Annotated in this window: 19 protein-coding genes; 6 read left to right on the plus strand and 13 right to left on the minus strand. The window is 67.4% G+C overall.

Annotated elements, in window-relative coordinates:
- Positions 1-45: 45 nt before the first annotated feature.
- Positions 46-933 (plus strand): PA4780 family RIO1-like protein kinase, encoded by an 888-nt coding sequence (locus EWH21_RS05345; protein ID WP_277699986.1) that lies wholly within the window; start codon positions 46-48, stop codon positions 931-933.
- A gap of 141 nt (positions 934-1,074) precedes the next feature.
- Here EWH21_RS05345 and cueR read toward each other — a convergent pair whose 3' ends face one another.
- The 3 genes from cueR to EWH21_RS05360 all read right to left on the minus strand — a co-directional run bounded on the left by cueR (position 1,075) and on the right by EWH21_RS05360 (position 4,323).
- Complete coding sequence (gene cueR / locus EWH21_RS05350) at positions 1,075-1,500, minus strand: Cu(I)-responsive transcriptional regulator (RefSeq protein WP_152487904.1); 426 nt, start codon at positions 1,498-1,500, stop codon at positions 1,075-1,077.
- Complete coding sequence (locus EWH21_RS05355) at positions 1,497-3,866, minus strand: heavy metal translocating P-type ATPase (RefSeq protein ID WP_277699987.1); 2,370 nt, start codon at positions 3,864-3,866, stop codon at positions 1,497-1,499. The genes cueR and EWH21_RS05355 overlap by 4 nt, the downstream gene beginning before the upstream one ends.
- Before the next feature lie 64 nt (positions 3,867-3,930).
- Positions 3,931-4,323: a hypothetical protein gene (locus EWH21_RS05360; protein WP_047589816.1), complete on the minus strand. Its 393-nt coding sequence runs from the start codon at positions 4,321-4,323 to the stop codon at positions 3,931-3,933.
- Positions 4,324-4,437: 114 nt separating this feature from the next.
- Here EWH21_RS05360 and EWH21_RS05365 point away from each other — a divergent pair, with 114 nt between their 5' ends.
- Positions 4,438-4,635, plus strand: coding sequence for a cation transporter (locus tag EWH21_RS05365; RefSeq protein WP_047589773.1), 198 nt, complete (start codon positions 4,438-4,440; stop codon positions 4,633-4,635).
- A gap of 16 nt (positions 4,636-4,651) precedes the next feature.
- Here the strand turns inward: EWH21_RS05365 and EWH21_RS05370 are convergent, their stop codons facing one another.
- Entirely contained in the window at positions 4,652-5,272 is a 621-nt protein-coding gene (locus tag EWH21_RS05370) for a TetR family transcriptional regulator (protein WP_152487907.1), read from the minus strand.
- 202 nt (positions 5,273-5,474) lie between these two features.
- On the opposite strand from EWH21_RS05370, the gene EWH21_RS05375 reads away from it, so the two are divergent.
- A complete protein-coding gene (locus tag EWH21_RS05375; RefSeq protein ID WP_277699988.1) occupies positions 5,475-6,644 on the plus strand; it encodes a multidrug effflux MFS transporter in 1,170 nt (389 codons plus the stop codon).
- Between the two features lie 12 nt (positions 6,645-6,656).
- Here EWH21_RS05375 and EWH21_RS05380 read toward each other — a convergent pair whose 3' ends face one another.
- From EWH21_RS05380 to EWH21_RS05390, 3 genes are all read right to left on the minus strand, one after another.
- Positions 6,657-7,517, minus strand: coding sequence for a neutral zinc metallopeptidase (locus EWH21_RS05380; RefSeq protein WP_047589766.1), 861 nt, complete (start codon positions 7,515-7,517; stop codon positions 6,657-6,659).
- Between the two features lie 19 nt (positions 7,518-7,536).
- A complete protein-coding gene (locus EWH21_RS05385) occupies positions 7,537-7,977 on the minus strand; it encodes a DUF411 domain-containing protein (RefSeq protein ID WP_277699989.1) in 441 nt (146 codons plus the stop codon).
- Between the two features lie 102 nt (positions 7,978-8,079).
- Positions 8,080-9,429, minus strand: coding sequence for a hypothetical protein (locus EWH21_RS05390; protein ID WP_277699990.1), 1,350 nt, complete (start codon positions 9,427-9,429; stop codon positions 8,080-8,082).
- Positions 9,430-9,760: 331 nt separating this feature from the next.
- On the opposite strand from EWH21_RS05390, the gene EWH21_RS05395 reads away from it, so the two are divergent.
- Positions 9,761-10,150 carry a DUF4345 domain-containing protein gene (locus tag EWH21_RS05395; protein WP_277699991.1) on the plus strand — a complete coding sequence of 130 codons (390 nt, stop codon included), beginning with the start codon at positions 9,761-9,763 and terminating at the stop codon, positions 10,148-10,150.
- 14 nt (positions 10,151-10,164) lie between these two features.
- On the opposite strand, the gene trmA is transcribed toward EWH21_RS05395, so the two are convergent.
- Positions 10,165-11,253 carry a tRNA (uridine(54)-C5)-methyltransferase TrmA gene (gene trmA, locus EWH21_RS05400; RefSeq protein WP_277699992.1) on the minus strand — a complete coding sequence of 363 codons (1,089 nt, stop codon included), beginning with the start codon at positions 11,251-11,253 and terminating at the stop codon, positions 10,165-10,167.
- A 245-nt stretch (positions 11,254-11,498) separates the two neighbouring features.
- The gene (locus EWH21_RS05405) at positions 11,499-12,791 is read right to left on the minus strand and encodes an NCS2 family permease (protein WP_037046356.1); all 1,293 of its coding nucleotides are present in this window, start codon (positions 12,789-12,791) and stop codon (positions 11,499-11,501) included.
- A gap of 199 nt (positions 12,792-12,990) precedes the next feature.
- Between EWH21_RS05405 and EWH21_RS05410 the strand changes: the two genes are divergently transcribed.
- Positions 12,991-13,542: a DJ-1 family glyoxalase III gene (locus tag EWH21_RS05410; protein ID WP_037046359.1), complete on the plus strand. Its 552-nt coding sequence runs from the start codon at positions 12,991-12,993 to the stop codon at positions 13,540-13,542.
- A gap of 49 nt (positions 13,543-13,591) precedes the next feature.
- Here EWH21_RS05410 and ada read toward each other — a convergent pair whose 3' ends face one another.
- Positions 13,592-14,620 carry a bifunctional DNA-binding transcriptional regulator/O6-methylguanine-DNA methyltransferase Ada gene (gene ada / locus EWH21_RS05415; protein WP_134676892.1) on the minus strand — a complete coding sequence of 343 codons (1,029 nt, stop codon included), beginning with the start codon at positions 14,618-14,620 and terminating at the stop codon, positions 13,592-13,594.
- 171 nt (positions 14,621-14,791) lie between these two features.
- Here ada and EWH21_RS05420 point away from each other — a divergent pair, with 171 nt between their 5' ends.
- Positions 14,792-15,964 carry an HD domain-containing phosphohydrolase gene (locus tag EWH21_RS05420; RefSeq protein WP_277699993.1) on the plus strand — a complete coding sequence of 391 codons (1,173 nt, stop codon included), beginning with the start codon at positions 14,792-14,794 and terminating at the stop codon, positions 15,962-15,964.
- A gap of 6 nt (positions 15,965-15,970) precedes the next feature.
- On the opposite strand, the gene EWH21_RS05425 is transcribed toward EWH21_RS05420, so the two are convergent.
- From EWH21_RS05425 to EWH21_RS05435, 3 genes are all read right to left on the minus strand, one after another.
- Positions 15,971-16,942 (minus strand): peptide ABC transporter ATP-binding protein, encoded by a 972-nt coding sequence (locus EWH21_RS05425; RefSeq protein ID WP_037046369.1) that lies wholly within the window; start codon positions 16,940-16,942, stop codon positions 15,971-15,973.
- A complete protein-coding gene (locus EWH21_RS05430) occupies positions 16,942-17,904 on the minus strand; it encodes an ABC transporter ATP-binding protein (RefSeq protein WP_037046387.1) in 963 nt (320 codons plus the stop codon). Before EWH21_RS05430 ends, EWH21_RS05425 begins: the two co-directional genes overlap by 1 nt.
- 213 nt (positions 17,905-18,117) lie before the next feature.
- The gene (locus EWH21_RS05435; protein WP_037046390.1) at positions 18,118-19,020 is read right to left on the minus strand and encodes an ABC transporter permease subunit; all 903 of its coding nucleotides are present in this window, start codon (positions 19,018-19,020) and stop codon (positions 18,118-18,120) included.
- Positions 19,021-19,106 lie beyond the last annotated feature (86 nt).

Below are 19,106 nucleotides of genomic sequence, written 5' to 3' on the forward strand. Positions count from 1 at the left end.
CCAATACTCAGATCCCCGGCTAGAAAGGACCCGTGACCCACACCGATGAAGACGCCCAAACGTATTGAACCCCTGGTCGAGGATGGCCTGGTGGACGAAGTGCTGCGACCGCTGATGAGCGGCAAGGAGGCAGCGGTCTATGTGGTGCGTTGCGGCGACGAGCTACGCTGCGCCAAGGTCTACAAGGAGGCCAACAAGCGCAGTTTCCGCCAGGCCTCCGAATATCAGGAGGGGCGCAAGGTGCGTGGCAGCCGTCAGGCGCGCGCCATGGCCAAGGGCAGCAAGTACGGGCGCAAGGAGCAGGAGCAGGCCTGGCAGAATGCCGAGCTCTCGGCACTGTTCCGCCTGGCCAGTGCCGGCGTGCGGGTGCCCAAGCCCTATGACTTTCTCGATGGCGTGCTGTTGATGGAGCTGGTGGACGACGGCGAAGGCGACGTCGCGCCGCGGCTCAATGACGTCGACCTGCACCCGGACGATGCGCGTGAGTTCCACGCCTTCATGATCCAGGAGATCGTCAAGATGCTCTGCGCAGGCCTGGTGCACGGTGACCTCTCGGAGTTCAACGTGCTGCTTGGCCCCGAGGGGCCGGTGATCATCGACCTGCCGCAGGCGGTGGATGCGGCGGCCAACAACCATGCCTTCAGCATGCTCGAGCGCGATGTGCGCAACATGGCCGAGTACTTCGGCCAGTTCGCCCCGGAGCTCAGGTATACCAAGTACGCCAAGGAAATGTGGGCGCTCTACGAGGCCGGCAAGTTGCAGCCGCATACGCAACTGACCGGCGAGTTCGCCGAACCGCAGGACGCCGCCGACATCGATGCGGTGATGCGCGAGATCAAGGCCGCGCTGGCCGAAGAGGCGAAGAAACAGGCCCTGCGCAACGCCGAGGATGAACCCAAGGACGCCGAGCCGACGCCACCCTGGATGCGCTGAGGCAATGTCCGGTGCTGATCCGCTGGGGCACGCGGGCTGGATAACATCCGGCTGTTGATCATGACGCTTGTGTGATCGCCCGCAAGCGGGCCCCTACGGCCTTTACGTCAGGCGGCGCCTGGGCCCCGGATTTCATCCGGGCTACGGCGTTTCCGCGTGTCCCTTGGCGCAGCAACTGACGCCCTGTTCGATGCCCTGCAGGATCGGGCAGTCCGGCCGCTCGTTGCCCTGGCAACTGGCCGCCAGGTCCACCAGGGTGTCGCGCAGGGCGCTCATCTCGGCGATCTTGCGTGACAGTGTGGCGATGTGTTCCTCGGCCAGTGCCTTGACGTCGGCACTGGCGCGCTGCTTGTCCTGCCACAGCGCCAGCAGCCTGCCCACTTCGTCCAGCGAGAACCCCAGGTCCCGTGAGCGCTTGATGAAGGTCAGGCGATGCAGGTCGTTGGCGTCGTACTGCCGGTAGCCGCTCTGCGAGCGCCCGGCATGGGGCAGCAGGTCGATGGATTCGTAGTAGCGAATCATCTTGGCGCTGAGGCCGGTGTGCTTGGCGGCTTGGCCGATGTTCATGCCTTGGGTCTCCAGCGGTTCAGCAGCAGGGCGTTGCTCACCACGCTGACACTGGACAGGGCCATTGCCGCGCCGGCGAACATCGGGTTGAGCAGGCCCGCCGCGGCGAGGGGGATGCCGACCAGGTTGTAGATGAAGGCCCAGAACAGGTTCTGGCGGATCTTCGCATAGGTGCGCCGGCTGATGTCCAGGGCCGCCGGCACCAGGCGCGGGTCACCGCGCATCAGGGTGATGCCGGCGGCGTGCATGGCGGCGTCGGTGCCACCGCCCATGGCGATGCCGACGTCGGCGGCGGCCAGTGCCGGGGCGTCATTGATGCCGTCGCCGACCATGGCCACCGTGCCCTGCTGGCGCAGCTCGTCGATCAGGCGCGCCTTGTCCGCCGGGAGCACCTGGGCATGCGGTTGGTCGATGCCCAGGGTGCCTGCCACCGCCGCGACGCTGCCCTGGTTGTCGCCGCTGATCAGGTGGCTGGTGATGCCCTGTTCGCGCAGTTCGGCAATGGCTTCTGCGGCGCCGCGCTTGAGTTGGTCGCCAAACGCCAGCAAGCCGAGCAGGCGCGGGCTGTCGCCGCTTTCGATCAGCCAGGACAGGGTCCGACCTTCGGCTTCCCAGGCGCGGGCGGACTCGCTCAGGGCGCCGGCCTGCAGTTGCTGTTCGTCCAGCAGACGGCTGCTGCCCAGCTGCAGCTGGCGGCCTTCGACCGTGCCGGCGATGCCCCGGCCCGCCAGCGCGCGGCTGTCGCTCACGGCGGGCAGGGCAATGCGCTGCTCGCTGCAGCGTTCCAGCACGGCCTTGGCCAGCGGGTGTTCGCTGCCTTGCTGGAGGCCGCCAGCCAGGCGCAGCAGCGTCTCTTCGCTGGCCTCGGCCAGGCCGACATGGGCGATGCGTGGCTTGCCCTCGGTCAGCGTGCCGGTCTTGTCGAAGGCGATGTGGCGCACGTCATGGGCCACCTCCAGCGCTTCGGCATCCTTGATCAGGATGCCGTGGCGAGCGGCGACGCCGGTGCCGGCCATGATCGCGGTCGGGGTCGCCAGGCCGAGGGCGCAGGGGCAGGCGATTACCAGCACGGCCACGGCGTTGAGCAGGGCCTGTTCGGCGGATGCCCCCAAAAGCAACCAGACCAGCAGCGTGGCCAGTGCCACCAGCAGCACGGCAGGGACGAACACCTGGCTGACCTTGTCCACCAGCTTCTGGATCGGCGCCTTGGCGGCCTGGGCGTCTTCGACCAGGCGGATGATGCGCGCCAGCACCGTCTCCGCGCCGAGGGCGGTGGTCTCCACCAGCAGGCGGCCTTCGCCGTTGATGGCGCCGGCGGTGACCTTGTCGCCCGGCTGCTTGGCCACCGGCAGGCTCTCGCCGCTGATCAGCGCTTCGTCGGCGTGGCTGCGGCCTTCCACCACCTGACCATCCACGGGAAAGCGTTCGCCAGGCCTGACCAGCACCTGGTCGCCGAGGGCCAGCGCATCGATGCTGACCTGCTCCTCGCGGCCATCGACCAGGCGCACGGCGTGATCCGGGCGCAGCGCCTGCAGGGCGCGGATGGCGCTGGCGGTCTGGCGCTTGGCGCGGCTTTCCAGGTACTTGCCGAGCAGGATCAGGCTGATGATCACTGCCGAGGCTTCGAAGTACAGGTGTGGCATCTGCCCGGCGGGTGTCACCGCCCACTGGTAGAGGCTCAGGCCGTAGCCGGCGCTGGTGCCGATGGCCACCAGTTGGTCCATGTTGCCGGCGCGTGCCTTGAGCGCCTGCCAGGCCGCACGGTAGAAGCGGGCGCCGAAGATGAACTGTACGGGGGTGGCGATCAGGAACTGCAGCCAGGCTGGCAGCATCCAGTGCAGGCCGAAGGGTTCGACGAGCATCGGCACCAGCAATGGCAGGGTCAGGGCGATGGCCGCGAACAAGGTGAGGCGCTCGCGGCGCAGGCGCGAGCTGCCGTCGTCCGCAGGGGCTTGCTCGTCCACGAGGCTGGCCTGGTAGCCAGCCGCCGCCACGGCTTGCAGTGCCTGCTGTGCGTCGAAACCGGCGACGACCTGCAGGCGTGCCTTCTCGTCCGCGAGGTTGACCGCGACCTGGGTCACGCCCGGCAGTTTGCCGAGTGCGCGTTCGATGCGGCCGACGCAGCTGGCGCAGGTCATGCCCTCGATGGTCAGTTCCAGTGCGTGGCCGGGTACGGCGTAGCCGGCCCCTTCGATCGCCTCGATCAGTTGCCCGAGGCTGTCGGCAGGCGCTTCGATGCGCGCCTGCTCGCTGGCCAGGTTGACGGTGGCGCTGGCGACCTCCGGCAGCTTGCGCAGTGCGCGTTCGACACGACCGGCGCAGCTGGCGCAGGTCATGCCCTGGATCGGCAGGTCGAAGGTGGTCATGGACGGGCTCCCGGTAACGTCATGACCACAGGATCAACCTTGACCCCATGGCAAGGTCAAGCGTTCAGTTCAATGCGGGCGCGGCATGCAGTCGCAGGCCAGCGTTGCCCATGGCGATGCGGTAGCGGCGTACTTCGCCGGCGTAGAGCTCCAGAGACTGCCCCTCCAGCTGGGCGATGCCGTCCTGGCACGGCCCGGTGCCGGTCAGGCCGAGGCGCAGGGACACCTTGCCAGGCGGCAGGTTGAACGCCACCGACTGGCCCTGATGCAGGCGGGCGGCCATCTGGTCATGCAGGTACAGCGCGACCTCGCAGGTGGTGGCCACCTCCAGCCGTTCGCGTGAAACGATGAGTACCGCGTAGCCCTCGCCCTGGGCGGCCGATGGCAGGGGTGCCAGCGGCTGGGCAAGGGCTGCTGGCGCAAGCAGAGCGGCAAGCAGCAGGTAGGGCAGGCGCATGACGATGATCCCCATGTCGAAAGCCGGCGGAATGACTGGCGGCAAGTGCTTGACCTTGCCACCGTGGCAAGGTCGAGACTACACCCATCGACCATCGATTCAAGGAGTCAGCAGATGCAGCAGTTCAAGGTTAGCGGAATGTCCTGCGGTCACTGCGCCAGGGCCGTCACCCAGGCGATCAAGGCACTCGACCCGGCGGCGCAGGTGGATGTCGATCTCGCCGCCGGCCTGGTGCAGGTCGACAGTGACGTGCCGGCCGCGCAGCTGGAGGCGGCGATACGCGGCGAGGGCTATGAGGTGAGCGCGCCTTAGCCGGCCGCGAGTGGCGCTACGGCCACTGCCGCAGCAGGCCGCGGAAGCAGCTGTCGATCATCGCCGGCGTGTCGGTCTGCGCGTCGAACAGGTTGGGGTCGCGCAGCCAGTCGCTGAACAGCCCGACCAGCATGGCATGCAGGGCCCGTGACGCCAGGCGCGAGGTGATCCCGGGTTGCAGCAGTGGTTGTACGGACGGCAGGGCGAACTGCTGTTCGCAGAGGGCGATGAACTGATTGACGAAGGCTTCGTGGCGCTCCTCGGCTTCACGCAGCTCCTCGGTGAACTCGCAGCGCCGCAGCAGCACGGTGAGGATGCGCCGGCGCTGGTCGTCGAGAACCAGGTTGGCCATGGCCTCGATGCACAGGTCGCGCAGCAGCTGCAGGGATACCAGTCCGTCCACTTCGGCCAGCTGCTGGGCCAGAGGCTCCAGTGGCAGGCGCACCTGGTTGAGCATTTCGTGGAACAGGTGGGCCTTGTTCTGGAAGTGCCAGTAGACGGCACCTCGGGTCACACCCGCGTGCCTGGCGATCTGTTCCAGGCTGGTGTGGGCGACTCCGCGCTCGAGAAACAGGTGTTCGGCTGCGGCCAGGATGGTATGGCGGGTTTTCTCCGCGTCTTCTTTTGTTCTACGCATGGTGATCCGGCAGGTTGGTGCTGGGCTATGAGGGGGCGGAGTTTACCGGCTTTGCCACGACCTCTGCTGAGGGGTGATCGACGGGTATCAGCGCCAGTGTTTTAGGTCCTGCGTCGTGCACGACGATGGTGGTGCTGGGGCTTTCACCACGGCTGTGGTCAGTGAGATGATTAGCCGGCTAACAATAAAGCCCGGAATAGTCATGAACCTGAGAACGCTCCTGATTCTCGGTGCCCTGTGTGCCTTCGGCCCTCTGGCCATCGATTTCTATCTGCCGAGTTTCCCGACTCTGGCCCAGCAATTCGCCACCGATGTCGAACACATCCAGCTGTCGCTGGCGGCCTACTTCGTCGGTATCGCCATCGGCCAGCTGTTCTACGGGCCGCTGGCCGACCGCTTCGGGCGCCGGGTGCCGTTGCTGGTCGGGGTCGCGCTGTTCGCCGTGGGCTCGCTGGCCTGTGCGATCGCGCCAAGCCTGGAGTGGCTGATCGCCGCGCGTTTCGTGCAGGCCCTGGGCGGCTGCGCCGGCATGGTGATCACCCGTGCCGTGGTGCGTGACCTGTGCGACCCGCTGGCGTCGGCCAAGGTGTTTTCGCAACTGGTGCTGGTCATGGGGCTTGCGCCGATCCTGGCGCCGCTGGGCGGTGGCTTGCTGCTCAATACCCTGGGCTGGCCCTGGATCTTCCACAGCCTGGCGATCTTCGCGACCCTGTGCCTGCTGGCAGTACTGCGCTGGTTGCCGGAGACGCGTCCGCAGGAGCTGCCGCCAGCGCCCCTGAGTGGCGCCTTCGGGCAATACCGGGCGCTGCTGGGCAATGCGCCGTTCATGGGTTACAGCCTGGCTGGCGGTGTGGCGATGGCGGGAATGTTCGCCTATATCGCCGGCTCCCCCTTCGTCTTCATCGAGCTGTACGGCGTGCCGGCCGAGCACTACGGCTGGCTGTTCGGCAGCAATGCGGCCGGCTTCGTGATCATGGCCCAGGTCAATGCGCGGCTGGTGCGGGCGGGTGGTCCGGCGGTGTGGTTGCGGCGCGTGGTGCTGGTGTACCTGAGCAGCGGCTTGTGCCTGCTGGCGCTGGCGTGGTGGCGACCGGAGCAGCTCTGGCCGCTGCTGGTGCCGCTGTTCATCTGCGTCGCCAGCCTGGGCTGTCTGCTGCCCAACGCCACGGCCTGCGCCATGGCCGGGCAGGGGCGGCATGCCGGCAGTGCCTCGGGGTTGCTGGGGAGCATGCAGTTCACCGTGGCCGCCAGCGCATCGGCGCTGGTGGCCTTCCTGCATGATGGCTCGGCGGTGCCGATGGCACTGGTGATCGCCCTGTGTGGCGGGGCGGCCACTGCCTTCGCCTGGTGGAGTCGGCGCTTCGCGGTCTGAGCCGCTTGGCCGTTACAGGCGTGTCGCCTTGAAGGTGTCGCAGCGGCTCGGCTGACCCGTCTCGAAGCCGGTGCTGAACCAGCGCACACGCTGTTGCGAGGTGCCGTGGGTGAAGGCGTCGGGCACCACCTGGCCGCGCGCCTGCTTCTGCAGACGGTCGTCGCCGATGGCGCTGGCGGCGTTCAGCGCCTCTTCCAGGTCACCCGCCTCCAGCCAGTCGTGACGCCGCTGAGCATGGTGCGCCCAGACGCCGGCCAGGCAGTCGGCTTGCAGTTCCTGGCGCACCAGCAGGCCGCCATCGCCTTCGACGCGCTCACCGCGCTGGCGGGCGGCATTGACCTTGGCCGATACGCCCAGCAGGGTCTGCACGTGGTGGCCGACCTCATGGGCGATCACGTAGGCCTGGGCGAAGTCGCCGGCGGCGGAGAAGCGCTGCTCCATCTCGCGGAAGAAGGCCATGTCCAGGTACACGCGCTTGTCGCCTGGGCAATAGAAGGGGCCGACCGCCGAGCTGGCGAAGCCGCAGGCCGAGTTCACCCCGCCCGAGAACAGCACCAGTTGCGGGTCGCGGTACTGCTGCCCGGCCTGCTGGAACAGCTCGCGCCAGGTGTCCTCGGTATCGCCGAGAATGGCGCGAACGAACTCGCTCTGTTCATCCCCGGCGGGTGGTGCCGTCTGGGACTGGGGTGCCTGCGGCTGCGTGGCCTGGCCGGCTATCTGGCCGAGGATCTGCAGCGGGTCCTGGCCCATCAGCAGCCCGACGATGACGATGACCGCCACGCCGCCAAGGCTCAAGCCGCCGCCGACGCGCCTGCCGGAGCGGCCGCGGGCATCCACCACGTTGTCACTGCGTCTGCCTTTCTGCCAGCGCATGTCGCTGCTCCCTCGTTGGTTATCGCTGCGGAGCGGGGTAGTCGCTCAGCACCTGGTCCTGACGGTCACGGTCCAGGCCGATGACCTGGTAGGCGTCGACGCGGTCGCCGTACTCCATGCCGGGCGAGCCCACGGGCATGCCCGGTACGGCGGCGCCAACAAGGTCGGCGCGTTCGCGCAGTTTGAGAATGTCGGCGGCCGGCACATGGCCTTCGACGAACTTGCCGTCGATCACGCCGGTATGACAGGAGGCCAGGCGCGCTGGCACGCCGAGGCGTTGCTTGACTGCGCTCATGTCCTGCTCGACGTGGTCGTTGACGGTGAAACCGTTGTCCTGCAAATGGCTGATCCAGGCTGTGCAGCAGCCACAGCTGGCGTCGCGGTGGACATCGATGGTCAGCGGCTCGCTGGCGTGGGCCAGGTTGCCGATGAGGAAGAGGGCAAGCAGGGAAAGGCGCATGTTGGCAGCTCCTGTGGGCGTGGGGTAGAGGATACCGCCGCGCCCGAGGATGACCAAGATGCGTGACGCGGCGCCGCAGTTGCTCCGGCGCCGCTGCACGGGTCACTCCAGTTCCATCAGGCCGGGATCGCGCTGTACCGGCTGGATCTGCTCAGGCTTGACCTCCTTCTTGAGCATCAGCTTCAACTGGCTGGCCTTCTGGCAGGCGTTGTGCCCATCGACGAAGACACCGCCCTGGTTGCACTTCCAGTCATAGAAGTTGGCCAGGCCTCCCGCCAGCTGCAGGCTGTAGTCGCTGCTCTTGGTGCCGGGGCTGAACGGCTGGCCGGCGGGAATGTTCTGGAACCAGCGCATCCATTCCGGCGAACCTACAGCCGGAGGGTTGGCCTGGAAGGTGGGGTTCATGATGGCCAGTTGCGGGTACTCCCCGGTCATGTGGCAGCTCATGCAGGAACTGACCGGGTTATCCACCGGGCCGTTGAGGCGGCCATTCCAGCCCAGGTGCGTCGGCGGCAACTGCGCCGTGTTGGCGTTGATCGCGGTCTGCTTGAGGTTGGGGTTGATGCGCGTCTGGCTCGGTTGCGGGTTGCTGAAGTCGTTGCCCGTGTCCTGCGGGTCGTTGCCCCACATGATGCCCACCGGGACCAGGTTGTCCCAGCCGGCCTTGCCGGTGACTGCGCCGTTGTACTGGAAGGTACCGAAGATCCAGCCGGTTTCGTTGATGCGGGTGTCGCGCACGGCGATGTCCATCTGGATCAGGGCGACGTCCTTCACCTCGCGGTCGGCGGAGTCGAAGCGCGTGGTGATATAGCCCTTCCACAGCACCGGGTTCTGCAGGAAGGGCACCTGGCTGCGGTCGACATCGGCGAACAGCGCCTTGCACACCACGGTGCCGTTGGCGAAGCTGTTGGGCTTGGAGGTGAAGTCCGGGTCGGGGTTCTGCGGGTCTTTCCACACCTGGCCGATGGTGTAGGCGCCAATGTCGTTGTAGATGCCCACCGCGTAGGTCTGCCCGGTGCTGGTCTGGCTCGCAGCGAGTTGCTTGGCCTGGATCTGCGCCTCCTTGGTCAGACCGTGGATGCCCTCACGACCCAGCGGACCGTAGTGCTGCCAGGGCATGTGGTACCACTGGCGCAGCGTGTTCTTCTGCACGTTCCAGTCGTTCTCCACGTTGCCTTCCAGGCAGTAGTCCTTGACCGCGTCCATGTATTCGCGCCAGGTCTCGAAGTCGTTGCTCCGCTTGCCGGGTAGCAGCTTGAAGAAGGCCGGCAGGGCCGACGCGGGAGGTGCGGCGTCGGGATAGGACTGGCTGAGCTGGAACAGCGGCCCGCTGTATTCCTTGCTCGGTGGCTGGTAGCCGAAGTCGGGAAAGGTGCCGGCCTGGGCTACCGGGGCGAGCAGTGGGGTGGCCAGTGCCAGGGTGAAGATCAGGGTTCCTTGTGCGTTGCGCATGGATCATCTCCTTATGTGGCCACGCCTGCCTGGCGAGCGGTTCGTGCAGTGAGCGCAGGGTGGCCGTTATCTAGGCTGCGGCGCATCATCCGGTGCGCCGGTTCACGGTGTCGCGGGGCTCCTGAGCGGGGGGCGTGGAGAGGTACTCAGGCACGAGCTCGGCATGGCGCCGACGGGCGGGACGACTAGGACGGCGGGCAGGCATGTCGACCTCCATGTCGAGTACGGTGAGGGCACTACTACAGGTGATAGTTGTAGATCATCCTGACGGAAGTGCCATGATCTGGTGCGGCGTCGCTCTGCGCGCCGGCACTCGAACGAGGAATTTCCGATGTTGTTCGCGCGAATCGTCCTGCTGATCCAGATTGCCGCCCTCGTCCTGCTGGGGCTGGCCTACTTCATCCGCCCTGAGGAAATGGCCAGCTTCAGCGGTGCGCTGCTGATGAGCGCCGCGGCGGTGACCGAGATCCGGGCGTTCTACGGTGGCCTGCAGCTTGGCCTGGCGGCCTTTCTCGCGATGGCGCTGCTGCGCCTCGACCTGCTGCGTCCGGGGCTGACCCTGCTGGTGCTGCTCTACAGCGCCCTGGCCGTGGCGCGCATCGGCGGCCTGTGGCTCGACGGTGGCGCGCAGCAGACCTTCAATCTCTACGCGCTGCTGCTCGAACTGGTCTCGGCCGGGCTGGCCTGGTGGGCACTGCGGGGGATTCAGCGCGGGAACTGAGCCGTTCAGGCGACTCAGCGGCGCTCCAGCAGCACGCCCGCTTCCATGTGATGGGTATAGGGGAACTGGTCGAACAGCGCGCAACGCGTGACTTTGTGCGTGTCGTGCAGCTGGGCGATGTTGGCGGCCAGGGTCTCCGGGTTGCAGGAGATGTAGAGGATGCGCTCGAAGCGCCGGGTCAGCTCGCAGGTGTCCGGGTCCATGCCGGCGCGTGGTGGGTCGACGAAGACGCTGCCGAAGTCGTAGCTCTTCAGGTCGATGCCTGCCAGGCGGCGGAACGGGCGCACCTCGTTGAGGGCCTGGGTCAGCTCCTCGGCGGACAGACGCACCAGCTCGACGTTGTCCACGCCGTTGTCGGCCAGGTTGGCCAGAGCGGCATTCACCGCGGCCTTGCTGATCTCGGTGGCCAGTACCTTGCGCACGCGGGTGGCCAGCGGCAGGGTGAAGTTGCCGTTGCCGCAGTACAGCTCGAGCAGGTCATCCTGGCGCTCGCCGAGCGCATCGTAAGCCCAGCCGAGCATCTTCTCGCAGACCCGGCCATTGGGCTGGGTGAAGGCACCTTCCGGCTGGCGGTAGTGGAAGCTGCGCCCGGCCACGTCGAGCTCCTCGGCCACGTAGTCGCGGCCGATCACCAGGCGCTGGCCACGCGAGCGACCGACCAGGCTGACGTTGAGCGCGCTCGCCAGTTTTTCCGCCTCGGCCTGCCAGGCGTCGTCCAGCGGACGGTGATAGGCCAGGGTTATCAGGGCGTCGCCGGCCAGAGTGGTGAGGAACTCCACCTGGAACAGTTTGAACGACAGCACCTCGCTGGCCTGCCAGGCCGCGCGCAGGCGTGGCATCAGCTCGTTCACGCGCAGGCTGGCGATGGGGAAGTCGTCGAGCAGGATCGGCGTGTGCTTGTCGCCCGGGGCGAACATCGCATAGTGGCGCTGGCCGTCTTCACGCCACAGGCGGAATTCGGCGCGCAGGCGGTAGTGCTCGCGTGGCGAATCGAATACCTGCGGTTCGGGGGCGGCGAAGGGCGCCAGCAGTTCGACCAGGCGTGCCTTCTTCTCGGCGAGTTGGGCGTCGTAGGTGGCGGGGTCGAATGCGGGGCGGCTCATCGGTCACTCGTGCAGGCAGGAAAACGGGGCGCCATTGTAGCGGAGCCGGTGGCCGCGTGCCTTGGGTTACTCGTCGACGCTGCACTGTGGGTGGGCCAAGTGAGCGATTGGTGGACATGAAAAGCGATGTCCACCCTAGGTGGTGGCCGGCGGGGGGCGTAGGGTGGATGACGCTCTTTTCATCCACCGTTGCATTCGGCTAGCGGGTATTGGGGGCTGCAATGGCATGCCCACCCAGGGGCCGATCAGGCGAAGTAGGCCAGCTTGACGATGAACAGCGCCGAGAGCACCCACATCGCGGCGTTCAGCTCGCGGGCACGGCCGGACAGCAGCTTGATGCCGGTCCAGGCGATGAAACCGAAGGCGATGCCGTTGGCGATGGAGAAGGTCAGCGGCATGGCCAGGGCGGCGATCACCACCGGGGCGGCGACGGTCAGGTCGTCCCAGTCGATCTGCGCCAGGCTGCTCATCATCAGCACGGCGACGAACAGCAGCGCCGGTGCGGTGGCATAGGCCGGTACGGAGCCGGCCAGCGGGGCGAAGAACAGGCTGAGCAGGAACAGCGCGGCGACCACGCAGGCGGTCAGGCCGGTACGCCCACCGGCGCTGATGCCCGCGGCAGATTCGATGTAGCTGGTGGTGGTGCTGGTACCCAGTGCGGCACCGGCCATGGTCGCGGTGCTGTCGGCCAGCAGGGCACGGCCCAGGCGCGGCATCTTGCCGTCCTTGTCCAGCAGGTCGGCTTTCTGCGCCACGCCCACCAGGGTGCCGGAGGTGTCGAACAGGTCGACGAAGAGGAAGGCGAAGATCACGCTGACCAGGCCGATGTCCAGGGCGCCGGCGATATCCAGTTGCAGCAGGGTCGGCATCAGCGACGGCGGCATCGAGACCACCCCCGGCAGCTCGGACAGGCCAAGGATGATCGACAGTGCGGTGACCAGCAGAATGCCGATCATCACGGCGCCGGTGACCTTGCGGTAGGCCAGCGCGGCGATGACAAAGAAGCCCAGGCAGGCCAGCAGCGCACCGCCGTTGCTCATGTCGCCCAGGCCGACCAGGGTGGCCGGGTGATCGACCACGATGCCGGCGTTCTTCAGGGCGATGATCGCCAGGAACAGGCCGATACCGGCGGCGATGCCGGCGCGCAGGGCCAGCGGGATGCTGTTGATGATCCATTCGCGAATCTTGAAGATCGACAGTAGGAAGAAGATCGCGCCGGAGAGGAACACCGCGCCCAGGGCGGTCTGCCAGCTGTAGCCCATGGTCATCACCACGGTGTAGGTGAAGAAGGCGTTGAGACCCATGCCCGGGGCCAGTGCGATCGGGTAGTTGGCCAGCAGGCCCATCACCAGCGAGCCGATGGCGGCGGCCAGGCAGGTGGCGACGAACACCGCGCCATGGTCCATGCCGGTCGCAGCCAGCATGTTGGGGTTGACGAAGAGAATGTAGGCCATGGTCAGGAAGGTGGTGATCCCGGCCAGAACCTCGGTGCGCACCGTGGTGTTGTGGGCTTTGAGTTGGAACAGTCTTTCCAGCATGGTGGCTCCCCAAGGCGCGAGCGCGCCGAAATTGGTCTGCAGAAAGCAAAGCACATTCGTCCGAACCGGCCGGAAAATTGCCCGTTCCCGCAAAAGCCGCGCATCATACCAGCAAGGTTTTGCCTGGTGAATTTGTGCGCTGTGCGGCCATTTCATGACCAGGCGGACAGTTTCATTTCGCACCTGAAGGAGTGGATAGATGAGCAAGCGTGCACTGATCACCGTCGCCGATGGCGTCGAGGATCTCGAATGCGTGACCCTGATCGATGTGCTGCGCCGTGCCGACGTCGAGGTGCTGGTGGCGAGTGTCGAGGAGCGGCGGATGATCACCTGTTCCCGTGGCACGCGCCTGACCGCCGACGCCATGCTGGTGGATGTGCTGGCGCAGGACTTCGACCTGATCGTGCTGCCCGGTGGCATGCCCGGTGCGCAGCGCCTGGCCGACTTCGAGCCGCTGGCCGAGCGCGTGCGCAAGCAGGCCAGGGCCGGTGAGCTGTTCGCCGCCATCTGTGCGGCGCCTGCCCTAGCGTTGCAGGGCTACGGGGTGCTCAGGCAGCGACGGATGACCTGCTACCCGGCCTTCAGCGATCGCCTGAGCGGCTGCAGCTTCGTCGATGAAGCGGTGGTGGTCGACGGTAATTGCATCACCAGCCAGGGGCCGGGAACGGCACTGGCCTTCGCCCTGACCCTGGTCGAGCAGCTGGTCGGGCGCGGCAAGCGCAACGAGGTGGCGGCGGCGATGCTGGTGTAACGCTCGAGATGCTGTTGCGGGGCGGTCGTCGCGGGTGGCAGCGGCGAACTCATGGTTCGCCACGCTCGTTCGCCAGCAACTGGCGCTTGCGCTGCAGCCCCCAGCGGTAGCCGCTGAGGCTGCCGTCGCTGGCCACCACACGGTGGCAGGGCAGCAGCAGGCCGATGGCGTTGCTGGCGCAGGCCCGGGCCACCGCGCGCGGGTGGCTGCGCAGTTGCCCGGCCAGCTCGGCGTAGCTGCGGGTCTCGCCGCTGGGAATCTGTTGCAGGGCCTGCCAGACGCGCTGCTGGAAGGCCGTGCCGCGAATGTCCAGCGGCAGGTGGGCGGCGCGTTCCGGCTCCTGCAGTTGCCCGAGCACCTGCTGCAGCCAGTCGTGCAGGGCGCCCTCATCCTGCTCCAGCCGGGCTGCGGCGAAGCGCTGCTGCAGTTCGGCGAGCAGCGTCGCCGGATCGTCGCCGAACAGCAGGGCGCAGACGCCCTTGTCGCTGCTCGCCAGCAGCACGTGGCCGAGGGCGCAGGGGGCGATGCCGTAGCGCAGGTGTTCGCCGGCGCCCCCTGAACGCCGTCGGCCCGGACTCATGGCCTGCGGCTTCTCATACAGGGCGCGGGTGCCGGAGTAGCCCGCCGCCAGCGCGGCGTCGAGGACGCTGTGCGATTGCGCGAGGTGCGCGTCCAGGCGCTGTCGTCGTTCGGCATCGGCCCAGGCGTGGGGCGTCATGCCGGTACGCGCCTTGAACGCACGCGCCAGGTGCGAGGGCGACAAGCCGATGCGCGCGGCCAGCTGGGGCAGCGTCAGGCGTTGCTCGCCGCGCAGCAACTGGCAGGCGGCAGCGACCAGCGCGTCGAGCTGCTGCGCCGGGCTCTGGCCTTGCGGCGAGCAGCGCTTGCACGGGCGAAAGCCGGCGGCTTCGGCGCTGCCCGGGTCTGCATGGAAGCTGACGTTGTCGCGGCGTGGGCGCCTGGCCGGGCAGCTTGGCCGGCAATAGATGCCGGTGCTGCGCACGGCGAACACGAAGCGTCCGTCGAGCGTCGCGTCGCGCTCGCAGACGGCCTGCCAGCAACTCTCCGGATTCAACATGTGGCCTGCCCAGGTGATGACGATCTGAATGACGATTGTCGGCCGGCTCCGCCGCGCTGCCAATCCGTATTGCACTTTCAAAGCCTAACGGCGGTCAGTTGTGGAACACCTGGGCGCAGATGCCGTTCTGCGCCTTTACTGTTCGGTAGACAGGTAGCCGTGGAGGTCGCCATGCGCGGGATGCTCGACAGGCCGGAACAGGAGCTGATTCTGGTCGCGGACGACTCACAGGAGGTGCGCGAGCGCATCGGCGCGCTGCTGGTCGAGCGCTACCAGGTGCGCCTGGTAGCCGCTGACCAGGCGCTGGCTGCTGCCTGCGAGGTGCCGCAGCCGGACCTGATACTGCTCGGCTGGCAGGATGACTATGCGCTCTGCCGCCAGTTCAAGCGTGAAGCGCAGACCCGGCATATCCCGTTGATTCTGGTGACCGCCAAGCGCGATGCCGTCGACGAGCAGATGGGCTTCGACCTCGGTGCCGCCGACTACATCACCAAGCCGGTCAGTCCGCCCATCGTCCTGGCTCGGGTCAAGGCGCAGCTGCAGCTCAAGGCGGCCACCGACTACCTGCGCGACAAGAGCGAGTACCTCGAACTCGAGGTCAAGCGGCGCACCCGCGATATCCAGAAACTGCAGGACGTGACCATCGAGGCGATGGCCAGCGTTGCCGTCATGCGTGACAACCCGTGCAGCCGTCACCTGGCGCGCATCGAGCGCTACATGACCTGCCTGGCTGCGGCGGTGGCACGGCAACAGCCCGCGCTTTCGGCTCAGCTGGACGAGGAGCGCATCGCCCAGCTGGGCAAGTCCGCCATGCTCCACGTGATCGACCGGATGACCCTGCCGGACCGTATCCTGTTCCGCCATGGCGAACCGGACGAGGGCGACCTGCGCCTGCTCAGCGAAGGCGTGCTGGCCGGGCGGGACGCCTTGCTGCGTGCCGAGCGCAAGCTGGGTAGCAGCACCAGTTTTCTCTCCGATGCCAAGGACATCGTCCATGGCCAGCACGAGCGCTGGGATGGCAAGGGCTACCCGCAGGGCGTGCATGGTGAGCAGATTCCTCTGTCCGCACGCCTGATGGCGCTGGTCGGCCACTTCGAGGAGCTGACCTGTCAGCACCCGTACCGGCCACGGCTCAGCCCCGCTCAGGCGGTGGCGCAGATCAGCGAGGCCAGCGGTACGCGCTTCGATCCCATGGTGGTGCTGGCCCTCGTCGAGGCGACGCCGGCATTCATGCGCATCGCCGAGTCGCTGGCCGACGACGCGGCGGCCGTGGAGGTCGAGTTGCAGCGCCTGGAGGACTCCCTGGCGGAGAGCATCGAGCTGACCCTGCCGCCAGTGAGCTGAAGACGCTCAGCCGGCTATTCGCTCGACGTGATGGCAGGCGACCTGGCGCGCGTCGATCAGGCGCAGCTCCGGGCGCTCGCCGCGGCAGCGTTCGTCGGCATGCGGGCAGCGCTTGTGGAAGGCGCAGCCGGACGGCGGATCGAGCGGATTGGGCAGCTCGCCGCTGATCTTCACCCGGGGCTTGTCCGGATCGGGATGGATCGCCGGCGTCGCCGACAGCAGCGCCCGTGTGTACGGATGCAGGGGGCGGTCGTAGAGGGCCGCCGCCGGGCCCATTTCCACCGGGCGCCCGAGGTACATCACCAGCACGTCGTCGGCCACATGGCGCACCACCGCGAGGTTGTGCGAGATGAACACGTAGCCGGTGGCGAACTGCTCCTGCAGGTCCATGAACAGGTTGAGCACCTGGGCCTGGATCGACACGTCCAGCGCCGAGGTCGGCTCGTCCGCCACCAGGACCTTGGGTTGCAGCATCATGGCGCGGGCCAGGGCGATGCGCTGGCGCTGGCCGCCGGAGAACATGTGCGGGTAGCGCTGGTAGTGCTCGGGGCGCAGGCCCACCTGCTGCATCATCGCCTGTACGCGCTCGCGGCGCTCGCCGCGATCCAGGCCGGTATTGATCAGCAGCGGCTCGGCCAGCTGGTCGCCGATCTTCTGCCGGGGGTTGAGCGAAGCGTAGGGGTTCTGGAACACCATCTGCACGTCGCGGCGCAGTTGCTTGCGCAGGTCGTTGCTGGCCCCGGCCACTTCGCGGCCGGCGATCTGCAGGCTGCCCGAGCTGGGCTCCTCGATCAGGGTGAGGGCGCGAGCCAGGGTGGATTTGCCGCAGCCGGATTCACCGACCACCGCCAGCGTCTTGCCGGCCTGCAGGCTGAACGACACGCCGTTGAGTGCCCTGACCAGCGCGGTGGGTTTGAACAGGCCGCGCGAGACGTTGTAATGACGGGTCAGGTCCTGGGCTTCGAGTACGCAACTCATCAGGCCACCTCCAGGGGAAAGAAGCAGCGCGCGGCGCCACTGGCGTGTTCATCGAGTGCGGGCCGCTGCTGGCGGCAGCGCTCCTGCACGTAGGGGCAGCGCGGGGACAGCAGGCAGCCCTGCGGCCGGTCGTAGCGTCCGGGCACGATGCCGGGCAGGGTCGCCAGGCGCTCGGCGCCTGCGCTGTGCTCGGGAATGGCCTTGAGCAGTGCCTCGGTGTAGGGGTGGCTGGGGGCATCGAACAGTGCTGGCACCTGGCCCAGTTCAACCGCCTGCCCGGCGTACATCACGCAGACGCGCTGGGCCGTCTCGGCCACCACGGCAAGATCGTGGGTGATCAGCACCAGGGCCATGCCCTGATCGCGTTGCAGGTCGAGCAGCAGTTCCATGATCTGCGCCTGGATGGTGACGTCCAGCGCCGTGGTCGGCTCGTCGGCGATCAGCAACTTGGGCTCGGCGGCGATGGCCATGGCGATCGCCACGCGCTGGCTCATGCCACCGGAAAGCTGGTGCGGATAGGCGTCCAGGCGGCTGGCGGCAGCGGGGATCTCGACGCGTTCGAGCAGTTGCAGCGCACGTGCCCGCGCGGCCTTGCCCTTGAGCCCGAGATGCTGGCGCAGCACTTCCTCGATCTGGAAGCCCACGGTGTAGCTGGGGTTGAGGGCGGTCATCGGGTCCTGGAAAACCATGGCCAGGTCCTTGCCGACGATGTGCCGGCGCTGACGTCCTTTCAGGCGCAGCATGTCGGTGCCATCGAACTGCATGCAGTCGGCGCCGACGATACCGGGGGCGTCGATCAGCCCCATCAGCGCCATCATGGTCACCGACTTGCCGGAGCCGGACTCACCGACGATGGCCAGCACTTCACCCTTTTCCACGGACAGGTCGAGGCCGTCGACCACCGGCACGGCATCGGCGCTGCCGAAGCGTACGGAAAGATTGCGAATATCCAGCAGGCTCATGGGCGTGCCTCCGTGCGCAGGGTGGACGATGCTGCACCCGTCCAGCGTCGTAGATTCGTGGTGGATGAACAGCGCGTCATCCCCCCTGCGTCGCTGACACACAGGGCGTGTTGCCTCGCCTGCTGGCGGGGGAGGGTTGGGCAGAGCCCTCGCCCGTGAACGGGAGAGGGGAGGAGGCCGATTCGGGCTGGGGTATGGCTCATGTCGGGCTCCTCACTGCGCATTCTTGAGTTTCGGGTCGAGCGCATCGCGCAGACCGTCGCCCATCAGGTTGATCGCCAGCACGCTGAGCAGGATGGCCAGGCCCGGCAGGCTGACCACCCACCAGGCGCGCTCGATGTAGTCGCGCGCCGAGGCCAGCATGGTGCCCCACTCGGGAGTGGGCGGTTGCACGCCGAGGCCGAGAAAGCCCAGTGCGGCGGCGTCGAGAATCGCCGAGGAGAAGCTCAGGGTGGCCTGCACGATCAGCGGTGCCATGCAGTTGGGCAGCACGGTGACGAACATCAGGCGAGGCAGGCCGGCGCCGGCCAGCTGGGCGGCGGTGACGTAGTCACGGTTGAGTTCGCCCATCACCGCGGCGCGGGTCAGGCGCACGTAGGACGGCAGCGAAACGATGGCGATGGCGAAGATGGTGTTGATCAGCCCGGGGCCGAGGATGGCGACGATGGCCACCGCCAGCAGCAGCGACGGCAGGGCCAGCATGATGTCCATCAGGCGCATGATGCTCGGGCCGAGCAGGCGCGGGAAGAAGCCCGCGGCCAGGCCCAGGAGGATGCCGGGGATCAGCGACAGCACCACCGACGCCAGGCCGATCAGCAGCGACAGGCGTGCGCCATGGATCAGGCGGGACAGCAGGTCGCGGCCCAGTTCGTCGGTGCCGAGGAGGAACTGCCATTGCCCGCCTTCCAGCCACACCGGCGGGGTGAGCAGAAAGTCGCGGTACTGCTCGCTGGGATCGTGTGGGGCGATCCAGGGGGCGAACAGGGCGCAGAACACCATCAGCAGCATGAACGCCAGGCCGCCCAGGGCGCCCTTGTTATGGCTGAAGGCCTGCCAGAATTCCTTCAGCGGCGAAGGGTAGAGCAGGCTCTGGTCGAGCGTGGTGGCGGTCGTCATGGGCGCACCTCGCGTGGGCTGGATGCTGCAGCGGCGGTCCGCCAATGGTTTTTCACGCTGGATGAAGCGGGGGTCATCCAGCCTGC

Origin of the sequence: Pseudomonas sp. REST10, from assembly GCF_029542605.1 — a bacterium.
Lineage (GTDB): Bacteria > Pseudomonadota > Gammaproteobacteria > Pseudomonadales > Pseudomonadaceae > Aquipseudomonas > Aquipseudomonas khazarica.